Raw genomic sequence first — 17,317 nt, forward strand, 5'->3', positions numbered from 1 at the left:
GCTGCCCGGCACGTCGCCGCGCGGCCGGCGAGGGCGCACGCGGACGGGCCGGGTGATGCCCTCAGCCTACGTCGCCGCGCCGGCGGCCCCGCCGACAGACCTGCCGCCCGGCCACCGCTCCCGCCCGCGGACGGACGGCGGGCGGACGGACGGCGAACGGACGGCAGGCGGACGGACGGCGGGCGGGTCCGCCACCGGTGGATACCGGCCCGGACCCGCCCGCCGGCGGTACCGCGTCCCTCGCCCCGCGTCCCTCGCCCCCTCCGGAGCCCCGCGGGAGCCGGTAGGAGAAGCACGCATGAGCGAGGGCACGCGGGAGCAGTGGTCCCGCTACTCCGTCGCGATGGCGCCCAGGACGTTCATCCGCCCGGCCCGGAACGCCGGGACCAGCGCCGCGACCAGCCCCACCAGCGCGGAGCCGAGGAAGACGGTGATGATCGTCGGCCAGGGGATGTCCAGCACGCCCAGCCCCTCCAGCGCCAGGAGCTGCTGGGACGCCGCACCCCAGGCCATGCCGAGCCCCAGGCCGAGGCCCGCGCCGAAGAGGGCGATGACCACCGACTCCAGCCGGATCATCCGGCGCAGCTGGCGCCGGGAGAGGCCGATGGCCCGCAGCAGGCCGATCTCCCGGGTCCGCTCGACGACCGACAGGGCGAGGGTGTTCACCACGCCGAGGACGGCCACGATGATCGCCAGCGCCAGCAGCCCGTAGACCATGTTGAGGAGCTGGCCGATCTGGTCCTGGAGCGTCTGCTTGTAGTCGGCCTGGTCACGGATCTGGTACTGCGGGTAATCCTTCATCCGCTCCTTGAGCGCTGCGTACGCCTGTTCGGCCTTGCCCTCCTCGGCCTGGGCGAACATCAGGACGTTCGCCGGCATCTCGTCCGCGGGCAGGTAGCGCTCCACCGTCGCGATGGCGAGGTACATGGCGCCCTGGTCGAGCGAGGTGCCGTCGGTGGTGATCGCGGCCACCGTGAGCCGCGCGGTCTTCCCGCCGGTGAAGGCGACGGCCACCCGGTCCCCGACCTCGATGCCGTGCTTCTTCGCGTAGGCGGCCGGCACGGACATGGCGTCGCGGCCGTAGGCGGCGGAGAGTTCCCCGGCGTCCGTCTCGGTCCGCAGATCCTGCGCGTAGGTCGGATCGGCGGCGGCGAGCCGGGTCTTCTCCTTCTTGCCGTCCGGGGCGGTCAGCTCCGCGTTGACGTTCTTGTAGTCGGTGACATGAGCCAGGTGCGGCGCCGCGTGGACGGCCTTCGCCACCGCCGGGGTCAGCGGCTGGCCCACGTCGGAGGCGATGATGAAGTCCGCGCCGACCGTCTTGTCGAGCTGGTCGTTGGCGGAGGCCACCATGGAGGAGCCGACCACCGACAGCGCCGCGACCAGCGCCAGGCCGATCATCAGCGCCGCGGCCGTCGCCCCGGTACGGCGCGGGTTGCGCAGCGCGTTCCGCTCCGCCATCCGGCCCACCGGGCCGAAGAACCGCAGCACGACGGCGCTGATCGCGCGGACCACGAGCCCGGCGAGCAGCGGGCCGATCACCACGAACCCGATCAGGCTGAACACGATGCCCAGGGCGAGGAGCCCGGACCCGTCCCCGGCCGTCTCCGCGCGGGTGGCGAGCCACAGGCCCGCCGCGCCGGCGGCGGTCAGCAGCAGGCCGAACACGGTGCGCACGGTGCCGGTCCGCCCGTCGGCCGGGGTGCCGGCGTCGCGCAGCGCGGCCATCGGGGAGACCTTGCCCGCCCGGCGCGCCGGGAGGTAGGCGGCGAGGACGGTGACGACGATGCCGAGGAGGAGACCGACCAGCGGCGTGCTCGCCTTGATCGTCAGATCCGAGGTGTCGAGGTTCATCCCCACCGTGCCCATGAGCTGCATCAGGCCGACGGCGATCCCCACGCCGGCGGCGATGCCGAGCACGGAGCCGACCACGCCCAGCAGCAGCGCCTCGATGAGCACCGAGCGGTTGACCTGCCCGCGGCCCGCGCCGATGGCGCGCATCAGGCCGAGTTCCCGGGTCCGCTGGGCGACGAGCATGGAGAAGGTGTTGACGATCAGGAAGATGCCGACCAGGACGGAGATCCCCGCGAAGCCGAGGAGCGCGTACCGCATGAAGTCCAGGAACTCGCCCACCTCGTCCGCCGCGCTGTCGGCGGCCTCCTTGGCGGTCCGCACCTGGTAGCCACCGCCGAGTTCCGCGGCGACGGCCTTCTTGAGCTGCGCGTCGCTGGTGCCCTCCGCGGCGGTGAGCATGACGGCGGTGACCTGGTCGGTGGAGCCGAGCAGCTTCTTCTGGGCGGTGGGGCGGTCGAAGAAGACCAGCGCGGCACCGGGGTTGGTGGCGGTGAACTTCGCGATGCCGCTGATCCGGGCCTCGGTGGTGCCGGTGAAGGAGATGACCTTGACGGCGTCCCCGGCGGCCAGCCCGTGCTTGTCGGCGGTGTCGGCGTCGACGACGACCTCGGTCGGCCCGCGGGGGGCCTTGCCCGAGATCAGCTTCATCGACTTCTTCTCCTCCGGCCCCCAGTCGCCCGCGATGGTGGGGGCGCCGGTGGTCGGCGACAGGTTCTCGTTCCTGTCGTCGACGAGGGTGATCCGCTCGTCGTAGACGTCCGACTGCGCGCTCGCCACACCGTCGAGCTTCTCCAGCCGCTGCGCCGTGTCCGCCGGGATGGAGGCCGGCTTCCCGGTCTGCTGGGCGTCCTCGTTCCGCTCCGCCGTGACGGTGACGTCCGAGGAGGTGGACGCGAAGAGCTTGTCGAAGGTGGTGTTCATCGTGTCGGTGAAGACCAGGGTGCCCGAGACGAAGGCCACCGACAGCATGACGGCGATGGCGGAGAGCACCATGCGCCCCTTGTGCGCGACGAAGTTGCGCAGGGAGGTTCTGACCACAGTCATCGCAGGCCCCCGGGGGCGGTGTGCGCCGCGGTGCCGTCCCCGGACAGGCTGAGCATCCGCTCCAGCACGCGCTCGGCGGTCGGGTCCCGCATGTCGTCGACGATCCGGCCGTCGGCGAGGTAGAGCACGCGGTCCGCGTAGGCGGCGGCCACCGGGTCGTGGGTCACCATCACGATGGTCTGCCCCAGCTCGTCCACCGAGCGGCGGAGGAAGCCCAGCACCTCGGCGCCGGCCCGGGAGTCGAGGTTGCCGGTCGGCTCGTCCCCGAAGATGATCTCCGGCCGGGCGGCCAGCGCGCGGGCCACGGCGACGCGCTGCTGCTGGCCGCCGGAGAGCTCGGTGGGCCGGTGACGCAGCCGGTCCCGCAGGCCGACGGTGTCCACGACCCGGTCCAGCCAGGGCTGGTCCGGCTTGCGGCCGGCGATGTCCATGGGCAGCGTGATGTTCTCCAGGGCGTTGAGGGTGGGCAGCAGGTTGAACGCCTGGAAGATGAAGCCGACCCGGTCCCGCCGGAGCTGGGTGAGCTTCTTGTCCTTGAGCCCGGTGATCTCCGTGTCGCCGAGGCGGATCTCTCCGGAGGTGACGGTGTCCAGGCCGGCGAGGCAGTGCATCAGGGTCGACTTGCCGGAGCCGGACGGGCCCATGATCGCGGTGAAGCGGCCGCGCTCGATGTCCACGTCCACCTCGTCGAGCGCCATGACGCGGGTCTCCCCCGCGCCGTACGCCTTCACGACCTTGCGGGCACTCGCGGCCACGGCCGTATGTCCTCCGCTGCCCCCGGTCCTGGGATTCGATACAGCCGTTGTCACGGTTACTCCTCGTTCGTGTGTGACGCGCGTTGCGTGCGCGCCATCGGTGGTGTCTGGGGTGCCGGCGCCGTCCATGCGTTCGGCACGGTTCGTGGCCCCTGTGCGGAGGGAGCCGTGCGTGCCGTGGACGCGAGAGCGTGCGTGTCACGGCGGTGAGCGGTGTGGGAGCGGACGCGCCGGCCGTGCCGGAAGCGGCGGGTGCCGCTCCGGCCGGCCGGTGTCTCGCCGGCGCCCTGCCCCAGCCTGCCGATTGGGGCGGCGGCTCACGAGGGGGCAGGGCGCCGTGTGCGCGGTGGGGAAGGCCCCACCCCCACGATCAGGGCCTCCCCCCGCGCCGTGTGCCTCAGCTTACGGAGCGGCCGGGCCGTGACTCGTCCTCCGGCAGTACGAAACCGCTGGTACCGGGGGTACGGCACTCCCCCTAAGGGTCTCCACCCGGCGGAGGAGGGCAACTGCCGGGAGGCCCCCTTCCACTTCCGCTCCGCCCTGCGGCGCGCCCGGTCCCACCAGGGTGAACGACGGCACCGGCCGATCAGGCGGGCGAAAAGGATGCGTAGTACACGGATATCCCCGGGAGCGGACGCCACCCGGAGGGCGCGGGGCCGCGCCGGCCGGGGACGGCCCCACCGGCCCCACCGGTCCCAGCGGCCGCGGACCGCGGACCGCGGCCGCTGGGACCGGGCGGGTTGCGTCTTCCCGGCGGAGTCCGCCGGGAAGACAGGGGACGGCCGCCCCGCCCCTCTCCCCGGCTCAGCCGGCGTTCCGCGCGCCTTCGCCGTCCCGCTCCGGCTCCACGGGGATCCACAGCTCGGCGTCCGCCGTGGTCCCGTCCGCCGACAGCCGGGTGCGCAGGATCTCCGGCCCGGGCCGGCTCCGGTACGGGTTGGACGGGAACCACTGGGTGAACACGTCCCGCCACAGGTACTGGAGCGTGCGCGGGAACTCGCCGGAGCTTTCGAAGACGGCCCAGGCCCCGGCCGGGACGTCGAGCGCGTCCAGGCCCTCTGGCGCCCCGGCGGCGGTCACCACCGCGTGGTAGTAGTCGAGTCCGGTCCCCTCCGTGCGGTCCTCGGGCGCCGCGGGCAGCCGGTCGCTGACCCCGACGATCCCGCCGGGCTCCTGGTCCGACAGCTCCTCCAGCCGCCGCAGCGTCTCCGGCGGGATGGACCGGATGAACCCGGCGATCTCCGGGTTCATCCCCTCGTGCACCAGGGGAACCCGCACCTTCTTCCCCACGACGGCGAACCCGTCCTTCTCCACGATCCGGTACCGCATGCTGCTACTCCCTTCCACGATGAGCCGGAAGGACATCCGGGGCTGCGAGCTGAGCACGGCACCACCGCGCCGCGCCTCCCCCGGGCCGACACCGTGGACGGCGCGGAACGCCCGTGCGAACGCCTCCCCCGAGCCGTAGCCGTGGCGCACCGCGATCTCCAGCAGCGTCCCTCTCCCCGCGAGCACGTCGGCGCCCGCGACGGTCAGCCGCCGGCGCCGGATGTACTCGGACAGGCCCACCCCGGCGAGCGCGGAGAACAGCCGCCGCAGGTGGTACTCGGACGTCGCGGCGATCCGCGCCAGCTCCGCCGGTTCGATCTCCCGGTCGAGGTGGCCCTCGATGTGCTCCATGACCTGGTTGAGCCGCTCCAGCACCCCGGTCCCCTTCCTTCTGACCCGTCCCACGCTAGGAAGCGGCCACCCCACCGCACCCGACTTCCTGTGCCCGATCGGATCGGGCAGGCCCGGGCCGGATCAGGACCCGGCCCGGGGGCGCGTGCCCCTCGGGCAGGAGTCGGGGGAGCGCCGCCCGGGCGGTGGGGCCGGTCCTCCCGGAAACGTGGGTCGCACAGTGCGCGTATCCGCCCGGAACCGTCGCTCCCCACCGGCGCGGGGGCCCCGGCGGCGATCAGGAAGGATCTCAGGGGTGGTGACCGGCGGGGACACGGGGACCGCGGCGCCCGGCGGGGTGGCCTCCGCCGGGGAGGCGGCCGGGACGGCCCACGGGCGCCCCGCCGCCTCACGCGGGTGGAGCCCTCAGCCGGCGTCGATCGTCAGCCGCTCCGGCAGACCGCCGGTGACCAGGGTGACGAGAGCGGCGTCGATGCTGTGCCCCAGGAACCAGTCACCGGTGTGGTCCAGCCCGTAGACCCGGCCCTCGGGGTCGACGGCCACCACCCGGCCGCCGCCCGGCGCGTCCGCCCCTGGCTCCGGCGACTCCTCGCCCAGCGGGCAGATCTCCGTGCCCAGCGCCCGCCCGAGGTCGGAGAGGGTACGGGCCAGATGGAGGCCGCACAGCGGGTCGACGAGGAACGGGGTGGGCGCGAGCTGCCGCCCGGGGCCGGGACCGGCGATCCGCAGCCCGCCGAACTCCGCCCACACCTCGACGGCCGCCGGGAACACCCGGTGGCGGTGGCCGCCGGGCGACTCATGGGCACGGAGCCCGTCGGCCCACACCTCGGCCTGCCTGATGTCCCACCGGCCCGGGTGCCAGCCGGACTCCCGCAGCGCCGCCTCGACGGCGACGGGGAACCGGTCGGAGGCCGTACGGTCGAACGCGCGCACCTCAGCTCCCGTCCCCGGCGGACGCCGCCGCCGGATCGACCGCGCGTACGCCGAAGTGGTCCAGGAGGAGCCGGCAGGAGCGGCACGGAGCCGCGTAGCGGCCGTGCCAGGGGTCACCGGCCTCGCGGATGTGCCGGGCCGTCAGCTTCGCCTGCTTCAGCGCCTTCCGGGCCTCGCCGTGGGTGAGGGGGCGGCGGGCGGCGCGCTTGCTCCGGGCGGCCTCGACGGCGGTGAGATGGCGGGAGAGCAGCAGCGCCTCCGCGCAGCGCCCGGTGAATCGTTCACGCTCGGCGGTGCCGAGCCGGTCGAGGAAGTCCCGCACCAGGGGGTGGAGGACGGGCGGGAGATCACCGCGCCCGGCCGTGGCCGTGAGGGTCTGCCCGCGCACCGACAGCGCCGCGGCGACCGCGGGGAGGATGCCGTCCCGGCGGTGGCGGAGCAGGGGCGGGCGGCCGACGCCGCCGGTGCTCCGCCAGCTCAGGCGCGGGTCGCCCGGCAGTCTTGCCGGAAGGTCCTGGGTGGCGCTCATGCGGTGGGTCCCCTCCTGTGCAATCCCCCTCGTTGCGGGGACAGCCTGCCAAACGCCCGGGGAAACCGGAAAGTCCCGCGGACGCCCTCCGCGCGTCGCCCCACCGCAGGTCACCGCCGCGTGACAACTCGTCACGCAAGGACGGCGGACCCCCGAAAGGGTGATCCGAAGCGGCCGTGGAACGGAAGGGCGGACGGCCGGCGAACAGGAGTACGGAAAGGGGTGGCACTTCGCACCGGTCTCCGGCCCACCGGTCGAGTGGGATACGTCACACCGGCCCCTCGCCGGGGCCCTCGCTTCACGCTCCGTCGCCTGGTTCCGCCCGTCGGAACAGCGGCGGAATTCGCCCAATCGGCCTACTGCTGGCCGGCAGGGCCCGGGGCGGGTACGGGCGGCGCCGCCGGCGGGCCCCTCCTGGACCGCACCCCTCCCGGACGGCCCACGGCCCGCCCTCCCGGACGGCCCACGGCCGCGCCGGGCCGGAACGACCGGGCGGGGCAGGGCCGCACGCTCCTGCCCCGCCCGGTCGCGATCGGCCCCGGCTCAGCCCCAGTGGCCGAGCTCCACGTTCTCCAGGACGCCGAGGGCGTCGGGCACCAGGACGGCCGCCGAGTAGTAGACGCTGACCAGGTAGGAGATGATCGCCTGCTCGCTGATGCCCATGAAGCGGACGGACAGGCTCGGCTCGATCTCGTCCGGGATGCCGCTCTGCCGGAGCCCGACCACCCCCGAGTCCGCCTCGCCCGTGCGCATGCAGATGATCGAGCTGGTACGGGTGGAGGAGACCGGGATCTTGTTGCAGGGGAAGATCGGGATGCCGCGCCAGGCGGGCACCCGGTGCCCCTCCACCTCCACCGGCTCCGGGTAGAGACCCCGCCGGTTGCACTCGCGGCCGAAGGCGGCGATCGCCTTGGGGTGCGCGAGGAACAGCCGGGAGCCGCGCCGCCGGCTGAGGAGTTCGTCCAGGTCGTCGGGGCCGGGCACCCCGTGGTGCGGCTGGATCCGCTGGTCGTACTCGCAGTTGTGGAGCAGGCCGAACTCCCGGTTGTTGATCAGCTCGTGCTCCTGGCGCTCCTTCAGCGCCTCAACGGTCAGCCGCAGTTGCTGCTCGGTCTGGTTCATCGGCTTGTTGAAGAGGTCGGCCACCCGGCTGTGGATCCGCAGCACGGTCTGGGCCACGCTCAGCTCGTACTCGCGCGGGGCGCCCTCGTAGTCCACGAACGTGCGCGGCAGCACCGGTTCCCCGTCGTGCCCGGCCACCAGGTCGATGTCGGCCTCGCCGCTCCGGTTGGTGGGCCGCTCGCTCCCGGTGGGGACCCGCGCCAGCTGTTCCCGCAGCGAGTCGGAGCGCTCGGCCAGGGTCCGGATGTCGTCCCGGGAGAGGACCAGGACGGTGCAGTGCGTCAGCGCGCGGGCCGTGCACTCCCGGATGGCCTCCTCGGCGCCGAGGGCCTCGTGCCCGAAGTACGCCCCGTCCGCCAGCACGCCCAGGACGGCGTCCTCCCCGTAGGGTCCCGGGCCGACCTTCTCCACCTTGCCGTGCGCCAGCAGGAACACCTCGTCCGCCTCGGCGCCGAAGGAGGTGAGGACCTCACCCGGCTCGTACTCCCGCTGCCGGCAGCGCCGGGCCAGCTCGGCGAGGACCTCCTCGTCCCCGTAGCCGCGCAGGGCGGGGAGTTCGGCCAGCTCGGCGGGGACCACGTCGACGCGGTCACCGGTCTTGACGAAGGTCACCCGACCGTCACCGAGCGCGTAGCTCAGCCGGCGGTTGACCCGGTAGGCACCGCCCTGCACGTCCACCCAGGGCAGGGTCCGCAGCAGCCAGCGGGAACTGATCCCCTGCATCTGCGGTTCCGACTTGGTGGTGGTCGCCAGGTTCCGCGCGGCGGACGGCGCCAGGCTCTGGCGGCCGCCTCCCTGGTCCGTGAGGTTCTCCGTACCCGCTTCGACCGACATGTGTGGCGTCTCCCTCGTTTTCTGTGACGTACATGACCCATAGGGCCTGTATGGCCCGCACCAGCCCATACGGCCCATCCGGCCCATCCGGCCTGTACAGCTGGTGCGACCGGTGTGGCTGATGCGGCCGGTACAGGCCATGGGGGCCGCACGGCCCCCATGGGCCATGCGGCTCATACCGTCAATGCGTCTGAAAAGCCGTTAATCAGGCTTGTCATGAAAAGACTGGCAGGTGGTGGCACCGCCCGGCCATTACTCGAACGAGTGGGGTTGAGTTCCTCACCGGGCGGGCAAGGGCGGCGCGTCCGGCCGGTCCGCCCGCCGCGTGAGCGGCAGAACGGGCACGCCGGGCGCCTGGAACTCCCGTGCGCCCCCGTCCGGTCCGGCCCCGTCCGGCGCGGGGTGCCGCGGGTCCGGAGAGCCTGACCGGAACGGCAGGGGTGCCGCCGGGGGCGCCGGAACCGGCGAAGTGACCGCGGCTCCCCGGCCCACCGGGACTCCGGCGGTGACGGGAGCCCCGGCGGCGGCCGGCGCCTCCGCACGCGGCCGGGCGAGCAGTTCCGGGACGCGCGCCGCCGCCGTCCCCAGCCCGGTGGGCCCATACGGGAGGGCGCCGGTGCCCGGCCCGGCCGCGGCCACGGGGCGCCGCAGCTCGGCCTCCTCGTAGCGGTGGCAGCCGCGGTGCCAGCGGAGGATGCCGGCGAGCCACTGCTCCAGCTCCCGCGCCCGGCCGCGCAGCGTCTCCCGCACCTCCTCGTCGAGACGCGACCGTTCGAACAGCTCCGGCAGCTCGGTGGCGACGACGTACTCGAACTCGCGCATCCGGGCCGTCATCAGATCGGCGACCAGGCGCAGGGCGTCGTCGCTGCCGCAGCCGAAGAAGTCCTGGACGACGAGGACCGCGTTGTGGACCTCCCCCTCGAACTCGATCTCCTTGCGGAAGGAGAACAGGTCGTTGAGGAGGCAGGCGTAGTCGGCGGCGGCGTTCTCCATCGCCCGCACCGGGCGGTTGTGGTGGACCTCCTCAGGAACGGTGCGCCCGTGGGAGAGGCGGGAGAGGCTCATGGTGAACTCGGCGCCGAAGGTCTTGCGCCGCATCTCGATGTAGTCCACCGGGTCGGGGACACGGTTCTCCGCCGTGTTGCCCAGCTCCCACAGCCAGCTGCCCGTCATCTCCTCGACGGTGCTGCGGAACGCGCTGCGGGCCCCGGCCGTCATCGGGCCGGTGGTGCGGCACCACAGGTCCGCCAGGCCCCGCTCCAGCGCGTTCATCGCCACCGGTACCGGCTCGTGGTCGGAGAGCGGCATGAACGCGCCCAGCCGCTCCGTGCAGACCTTGGCGCCGGCGAGGTCCGCGCGGCGGCCGAACACGACCGGGTAGTAGTCGTCGCCGTAGGTGCCCCAGGTGAGCCAGCCCGTGGTCAGGTCGAGTTCGCGCGGGGAGGCGTCCGGGTGGATGCCCGCGGAGCAGAGCGCGAAGTCGAAGGCGCGCAGCTTGTGTTCGTCCCAGATCGCCGGTCCGGGCAGGCCGGGGACCGGTTCCAGCATCCCCACCGTGCGGGCCCAGCCGACGACGTTCTCCCGGGCCCGGTCCAGATGCGGGCTGAGACCGGTGGTGAACGGCATGTACAGCTCGGGCAGGTCCACCGGCCCCACCCGCCGGAACGGGGGGTGGCTGTGGCTGCGCAGCCGCCGCGGGAGGGTGGCGGCCACCGAGGACAGCGCGGTCACCAGGCTCGCCGCGGAGGTCCCCGGGCCGGCCGGGCCGTACGGCACGGCGGGCGGGACGGCGGGCACGGCCGCGGGGCCGTCCGCGCCGCCCGGGTGCGGGGCGCCCTCGGCCCCCTCGGCCGCCTCGGCCGCCTCGGGCCCCTCGGCTCGTTCGGCTCGTTCGGTGGCCCCGTTCATGTAGCGGCTGGAGCGCATGTGCCAGGCGTGGCCGCCGGACTGCCAGTCCTGGAGCCCCTTGGCGTAGGCGAGGACGGCGGCGCAGGCGGGCGGCGGCAGGGCGTGTTCCACGAACAGCGGGCCGAGCTCCGTCAGCACGGTGTGCTCGAACTGCTGGAGCCGCGAGGTGAGCAGGTCGTTCACGGCGTCGGCGGCCTGCTGCGTGGCACAGCCGAGGAAGTGCTCGAAGACGAGCACCCCGTTGGAGAGTTCGCCCTCCTGCTCGACCTCCCGCTGGTAGGAGAAGAGATCGTTCCGCAGGTGCACCGCGTCGGCGAAGGTGTCCCGCAGGACACGCAGCGGGCGGGTGTGGGCCACCGGTTCGGGCACCTCCGCGCCCGTGGCGTACTCCACGAGCCCGGCGGACCAGGGCGCGCCACCCACCTTGCGGCGCATCTCGACGTACTCCAGCGGGTTGGCGATCCGGCCGTCGGCGATGTTGCGCAGCTCCCACAGCGACTCGTCGAGGAGGTGGCGGGTGCTCGTCGCGAAACGGCGGCGCCAGGCGGGCGACATGGCCGGCACGGTCCGCGCCCACAGGTCGGCCAGACCGCGCTCGACCGGGTTCTCCGGACGCGGGGGCGGCTCCCCGGGGCCCGTGGCACCCGGCGGCCCCGGCTCCACCGGCATGAAGGCGGGCAGCCGGTCGAGGTAGGCGCGGGCGCCCTCGATGTCCTGGCCGTGCTTGAACCGCAGGAGGAAGTCGTCGTCGAAGAAGAAGACCCACACGTACCACTCGGTGACGAGGGAGAGCTTCGCGGCCGGGGTGTCGGGGTGGGTGTGGGCGCAGAGCAGGGCGTAGTCGTGGGCGTCGTGGTCCCGCTCGTCCCAGACGCCTGAGCCGTCGAGCATGCCCATGGCCCGGGCCCAGGCGCGGGATTCCTCCCGCGCGGTCTCCAGATGGGGGTTGAGCCGCGCCGGGTACGGCTCGTAGAACTGCGGCAGCCGGAAGGGCTGTGACACCGTCGGATTCTCCGTTCTCCTGCGAGGGGTTCACTGCTCGGGGTGCGGGGTGCGGGGTTCCGGGTTCGGGACTCAGGGGTTCGGTGTGGGCGGCGGCGCGGACGTGGGCCCGCCGGTCCGGTGCGCGGGGCGTGCCGGGGCGGCCTCGTGGCGCGAGGTCAGGGGGTGCCGGGGCCGAGGGCGGGGGCCGCCGCCGGGAAGAGGTCGAGGAAGGGCTCGAGTGCCTCCTCGGCGTCCCGGCTGAAGGTCGCGTCGAACTCCCAGATGAGGAAGAGCAGAAAAGCGATCAGGGCGCTGAACAACCCGGCGAGCAGCAGCTCCGGCGGCGAGGTGCCGATCCGCAGCGTGAAGATCATGCCGATGGTCACCAGCGCCCCGGCGATCAGGCCGAACCAGACCACGGCCGGGAGCTCCCCGCCGGCCATCTCGGCCCGGGCGTTGCGGGCGGCGTCGGCCACCGCGAGCTGGTCCACCATCGGCTGGTGGGACCGGACCTCCCGCGCGTCCCGTGGTTCGAGACGGGCGACGTACGCGCGTAACTGCCGGAACAGCTCCTCGGCCTCCGGCGACATCCGGCCCTGCTCCGACATGGCGGGCCACTCCTCGCGCGCCACGTGGCGGACGTAGGTGCCGACACGGTCGCGGACGCGGTCCCGGACGGCCGGGGACCAGGCCTGGGCCCGCTCGGTGACCTCGTGCAGCGCCTGGGCCTCGGTCCGCACGACGTCCTGCGCGGTGCCGCGCGCCTCCCAGCCGCCGGCGATGGCGAGTCCCAGGACGATCGCGTAGACCACCCCGATCATCATGGTCATGTACTCGATGACATCGGGGGTCTCCGTCGCGCCCGCGTGATCCCGGCCCCGGCGGTGCCGCAGCACCACGACGCCGAGGACGACGAGACAGACCGAGGCCATCACGATCGTCAGGACCAGCCATCTGGACATGGCACCTCCAGGGTCGGGCGGGCGGTCGCCCGCCGGGGGTCGGAAAGAGGGGGCCCGGCGCACGGCCGGGCCCCGTGACGCGTCACGCCCACCGGGTGGGCCGTCGGTCAGCGGGAACGTCCGCCGCCCCGGGACGAGCCGGAACGCGGGCGCAGGGCGGCGGCGGCCAGCACCGCCGGGGTGATGATCACCAGGACGAGCCGGGTCAGCGGAGGGCCGCCGGCGGCCGCCTCCCGCGGAGGAGCCGCGTACGGCCCGGCGGGCTCCGCCGCGGGCGGGGACGGCGGTTCGGGGTCCGGCGCGGGTGGCGCCGCGGACGCGGGCGGCGGGACGGCGCCGGGCGCGACGGGGGCGACGGGAGCCGGGGACGGCGGGGTGACCGGCACCGGGGCGGGCCGGGGCGGAGCGGGGGCCGGTGCCCCGGGCGCCGGTGGCCCCGACGAGGGCGGGCCGGGAGGGGGTGGTTCGGCGGGCGGCTCCGGCGGATCTGGCGGAGGTTCCGACGGCGGCCCGGACGGCTGTTCGGAAGGCGGCGGCTCGGTGGGCGGCGGAGGCGGGGTGGGAGGCGGCGGAGGCGTGGGGGCGGGCGGGGCCGGGGCGGGCGGGGGGGGGGGGGACGGGCAGGGCGGTGGCTCGGGCGGCCGTCCGCAGCCGAGCCCGAGGGTCACCTCCAGCCGGGGCGGTACCGGTCGCACCGCCACCCCGGCCCGGAGCACCGGGCAGAGGATGAGCTCCACCGCCACCAGGCCGGGCGCGCCACCCGCCCGCGTGATCCGCGCGTCAGAGACGGCGCCGCCCGTACCGCCGGTACCGGCCGCGGCCGGCCCGGCCGGTGACGGCGTGACGGACGGGACGGGCCCGGCCGGCAGTGCCGTGACGGAGACGGCGGACGGGGCGGGTGGGGCGGACACCGCGGACGGAACAGACATGGCGGACGGGACAGCCATGGGCGGCGGGGCGGACACCGCGGGCCCGCCCGCACCCCCGGCCCAGGCCGTCCCCGCGCCCACCGGGCCGGCCGGCTCCACCGCGTTCGCGTGGGCCGCACCGCCCGTGAACACCGCCGGCCCCAGCGTCAGGGCCGCGGCGCAGCAGAGGCGGGCCCAGCGTCCGCCGCCCGGAATTCTTCTCGATTCCCCCATGCCTCCAAGGGTGTGCGTCCACCGGCCCGCGCAACCGGCGCCGGACGGTACTTCCCCCGGATGGGGCAGCATCCGCCCGGATGTCCGAAATCCCTTGTGGTTCACGGCAGTTGGGAAAACGCGAACCAACCGGGACGGCATGGGGCGCAACGGTCCGCGGGCTCCGGGTGGGCGGCGTGCCGCCGCGTCCCTCCCGCGCGCACGCCGCCCGCGCCCCGGCCGTCGCGCCCATGGGCGCGCAACCCGGAGCCGGCACCGGGGACATGGGGCGTGACCTCCCGCGCACACCACCGCGGACCGCGCGGGGGGCGACATCCGCGCCCCCGGCACCGCATAGGCTGTGCGCAACACCGGACGCAGCAGGGGGCAACCGCCATGACGACAGGCCGGCCCGGGCTGGGGGCGCCGCCCAGCCCCCGGACGGGGGGACACCCCGCACCGCCGAACAGCGCCTACGCGGCGCAGGTCGTGCACTTCCCGGACCCGGTCCGGGCCGCGCGCCACCCCGGGGGCGTCCGGGTGGACGAGCAGGGCCGTCCGGACTTCTCCCCTTACGCCCGCGCCGCCGCCGAGATCGCGGACCCGCCGGAGGGCTTCGGCGTCGACGAACTCCGGCTCACCGACCACGTCTCCGCCAACGCCGCGCTGCACGCGGCGGGCCACGAGCTGTGGAGCAGCCTGCCCCCGGTCGCCACCCCGCACGGCTGGACCTGGCACCACGTACCGGACAGCCGCCGGATGGAGCTGGTCCCCACCGAGGTCAAGGCGCTGCTCCGGCACCACGGCGGGCTGGCCACCGCCGCCGTCGACCAGCGGAAGCGCGGCACGCGCCCGCTCCAGGAGACCCGGCCCGCCCATCTCCGGCTGCCCGCGAGCGGGCTCTGTGTCACCGAGAGCCAGGTGCAGGACGTCGAGGAGGACCTCGGTTACCGGCTGCCCGGCGCCTACCGCTCGTTCCTGAAGGCGGCGGGTGGCTGCGCGCCGGTCGGCACCGCGCTCGACGCCGAGCTGGGGCTCCTCGTCGACCAGCCGTTCTTCACGGTGCGCGGCGAACCCGCCGTCAACGACCTCGTCTACGTCAACAAGTGCCTGCGCGACCATCTCACCAAGGACTATCTGGGCGTCGCGTTCGTGCAGGGCGGCATCCTCGCGGTCAAGGTGAGGGGCCAGGCCCTCGGCTCGGTCTGGTTCTGCGCCTACGACGACGCGCGGGACCGGGACGGACTGAGCCTCCAGGAGCGGGTCGACCAGCTCCTGTTCCCCTGCGGTGACGACTTCGACGCCTTCCTGGCGCGGCTGGCGGGCAATCCGCCGGAGCTGGAGACGGTGGCCAACCTGATGGTGGACGGCGGCTTCGCGTACGCCGTCCCGGTGGAGGGGTGAGCGCGCGGTGGTGACCTTCGCGCAGGCGCAGGAGCGCGCGGAAGAGTGGATCAACGGGGATCTCCCCGGCTACCAGCACCGCGCCGTGCACGTACGGGAGTTCGACCTCGGCTTTGTCGTCTGGGCCGAGGACCGCGAGGACGGCCCCCGGTCGGACGGCGGCGGCGCCCGCATGGTGATCGCCCGGGACAGCGGTGACACCACGCTGTGGCCGGCGCTCCCCGTGGGCACCGTCATCCGTCACTACGAGGAGCGCTACGGCGCCACGCCGCAGGACGCGCCCCCGGCGGAGCAGCGTCCCCGGCGGGTGGACCTGGAGGCGACGAGTTTCCTGCTGACCCCACCCCAGTGGCTGCAGGACGCGGCGGACCAGCTCGGTATCCCGGACCGGCGGCGGGACCCCGCGCCGGACTCCCCGGCGGCGAGCGGCCCGGGGGCCTCCCCGGCCCCGCAGGCCCAGCCGGCCCCGCAGGCCCCGCAGGCTCCTCCGGCCCCCTCGTCGCAGGGCGGGGCGCCCGCCGCGGGGACCGCGTGGCCACCGGCCGAAGGGTCCGCCGCGGGCACAACGCCCCCGGAGCCCGGGCCCGCCGAGGGCGCCGCCGTCCACGGGGCGCCCGCGCCCACCGCGCACACCGCGCCCGCCACCGGCACCCCCTGGGCGGGGACGGACACCACGGCCGGTCCCGACGACGCCTCCGTCGAGCTGCCCGAGACGGTCTTTGCACCGCCGCTGACCGGCCCGGGCGCGGAGTCCCCCGCCGCGCCGGCCGGACCGCGGACCGGGAACGGGGACGAGGCGCGCCCCGGTGGCGCGACCCCGCCACCGGTCCCGCCGCCCGCCGGCCCGCCGCCCGTGACCCCGGCCGGCGAGGGGCCCGCCGCCGCGCCCGGCTCCAGCGGCGGATTCGGCCCGCAGTCCGGCCCGGCCACGCCGCCCGGCGGCAGGGCGCCCGGGGCCCCGCCCCCTCCCCCGCCCGGCGCCGCCGGCGGGGACCACCACCACGCGGCCACGATGCTCGCCGGGCCCAACCCCGGCGGCCCGTCCGTCCCCCCGCCCCCCGGACCGCCCGGAACACCCGGCGGCGCCACCCCGCCACCCCCCGGACCACCGCCACCCGCGCCGGGAACACCGCCCGGCGCGCGGCCGGCCACGCCGCCGGGGGCCGGTGGCGCGTACGGCTATCCGCAGGCGCCGGCCGGGGCCCCGATGGTCGGCCCCGGTTACATGGCCGTCCTCCGCTACCGCGCGCAGGACGGATCGGAGCAGCAGATCATCCGCCGCTCCGCCTACGGCACGCCGCACCCGGAGTGGCAGATCCTGCACGAACTGCGCTCCCGGAACGTCCCGCCGCAGCAGGTGCTGGAGCTCCACACCGAACTGGAGTCCTGCGATCTGCCGGGCGGTTACTGCGCGCGCATGATCCGCGAGACGTTCCCCCAGGTGCGGATCAGCCACACCGCCCCCTACGGCCGCGATCACGCCACCCGGCAGCAGGGCGTCCGCCATCTCATCGAGCACCAGGGCGAGTTGCACCAGGTCGCCGACGGCCCGGCGCGGCCCGCCCCGAACCGGGTGCCGCTGCCGCATCCGGGCCAGGTGCCGCCCGTCCCGCCGGTGCCACCCGAGGGACTGGCGCACGAACTGGCGCAGGCGTTCGGCCCGCAGGGGCTGTTCCGCTTCGACCAGCACGCGGTCTCCCGGCAGGGCGTGCCGCCCGTGGTGGGGCACACCCTGGTCGTCGCCGGGCTGCCGGTGGACTTCGGCCCGTTCTTCTGGGCGCAGGCCCAGCCGGGCCGCCCGGTGCCGACGCTGGCCGAGCTGGCCGCCGAGCGCGGCGTGGCGCCCGCGTCGGACGCCGGTTCGTATCTCGTGGTGGGCAGCGACTTCGGCCGCCAGCTCTGCGTGCAGTACGGCACGGCCAACATCGTCGCCGTGCCGCTGGAGGGCGGGCCGGGCGGGCAGCCGGTGCCGCCGCAGTTCGTCAGCACCGGGCTGCCGGAGTTCGTGCGCTGCCTGGCCATGCTCGGCCGGATGTGGCGGCTGCGGTACGGGCTGACGCCGGAGCAGGCCGGACGCTGGACGGTCGACTTCCAGGCGCAGCTCGTCGCCCTGGACCCGGCGGCGCTGGCGACCCCGGAGACCTGGTGGTCGGTGCTGCTCGAACAGATGTGGGACGGCTTGCTCTGAGC

General features: G+C 75.0%; 10 protein-coding genes. 2 read left to right on the plus strand and 8 right to left on the minus strand.

Going from position 1 to position 17,317, the window contains the following annotated elements:
- Window positions 1-330 precede the first annotated feature (330 nt).
- The 8 genes from HCK00_RS20075 to HCK00_RS20110 all read right to left on the minus strand — a co-directional run bounded on the left by HCK00_RS20075 (window position 331) and on the right by HCK00_RS20110 (window position 12,602).
- Window positions 331-2,895: an ABC transporter permease gene (locus HCK00_RS20075; RefSeq protein WP_168103398.1), complete on the minus strand. Its 2,565-nt coding sequence runs from the start codon at window positions 2,893-2,895 to the stop codon at window positions 331-333.
- Window positions 2,892-3,704, minus strand: coding sequence for an ABC transporter ATP-binding protein (locus HCK00_RS20080; RefSeq protein ID WP_168103399.1), 813 nt, complete (start codon window positions 3,702-3,704; stop codon window positions 2,892-2,894). Before HCK00_RS20080 ends, HCK00_RS20075 begins: the two co-directional genes overlap by 4 nt.
- Before the next feature lie 750 nt (window positions 3,705-4,454).
- Entirely contained in the window at window positions 4,455-5,354 is a 900-nt protein-coding gene (locus tag HCK00_RS20085; RefSeq protein ID WP_168103400.1) for an AraC family transcriptional regulator, read from the minus strand.
- 381 nt (window positions 5,355-5,735) lie between these two features.
- Window positions 5,736-6,263, minus strand: coding sequence for an SUKH-3 domain-containing protein (locus HCK00_RS20090; RefSeq protein ID WP_168103401.1), 528 nt, complete (start codon window positions 6,261-6,263; stop codon window positions 5,736-5,738).
- Window position 6,264: 1 nt separating this feature from the next.
- Window positions 6,265-6,792, minus strand: coding sequence for a YwqJ-related putative deaminase (locus tag HCK00_RS20095; RefSeq protein WP_168103402.1), 528 nt, complete (start codon window positions 6,790-6,792; stop codon window positions 6,265-6,267).
- 543 nt (window positions 6,793-7,335) lie between these two features.
- Window positions 7,336-8,748: a family 2B encapsulin nanocompartment shell protein gene (locus HCK00_RS20100; protein WP_168103403.1), complete on the minus strand. Its 1,413-nt coding sequence runs from the start codon at window positions 8,746-8,748 to the stop codon at window positions 7,336-7,338.
- 279 nt (window positions 8,749-9,027) lie between these two features.
- Window positions 9,028-11,658 carry a terpene synthase family protein gene (locus HCK00_RS27810; protein WP_311765402.1) on the minus strand — a complete coding sequence of 877 codons (2,631 nt, stop codon included), beginning with the start codon at window positions 11,656-11,658 and terminating at the stop codon, window positions 9,028-9,030.
- A 158-nt stretch (window positions 11,659-11,816) separates the two neighbouring features.
- On the minus strand, window positions 11,817-12,602 hold the full coding sequence (locus HCK00_RS20110; RefSeq protein ID WP_168103404.1) for a bestrophin-like domain: 786 nt from the start codon (window positions 12,600-12,602) through the stop codon (window positions 11,817-11,819).
- 1,517 nt (window positions 12,603-14,119) lie between these two features.
- On the opposite strand from HCK00_RS20110, the gene HCK00_RS20115 reads away from it, so the two are divergent.
- Both HCK00_RS20115 and HCK00_RS20120 read left to right on the plus strand, forming a co-directional pair.
- Window positions 14,120-15,127 (plus strand): SMI1/KNR4 family protein, encoded by a 1,008-nt coding sequence (locus HCK00_RS20115; protein WP_168103405.1) that lies wholly within the window; start codon window positions 14,120-14,122, stop codon window positions 15,125-15,127.
- Window positions 15,128-15,134: 7 nt separating this feature from the next.
- The gene (locus HCK00_RS20120; RefSeq protein ID WP_168103406.1) at window positions 15,135-17,315 is read left to right on the plus strand and encodes an SUKH-4 family immunity protein; all 2,181 of its coding nucleotides are present in this window, start codon (window positions 15,135-15,137) and stop codon (window positions 17,313-17,315) included.
- Window positions 17,316-17,317: the final 2 nt, after the last annotated feature.

The sequence above is a fragment of the Streptomyces zingiberis genome, from assembly GCF_012034935.1.
Taxonomy (GTDB): Bacteria; Actinomycetota; Actinomycetes; order Streptomycetales; family Streptomycetaceae; genus Streptomyces; species Streptomyces zingiberis.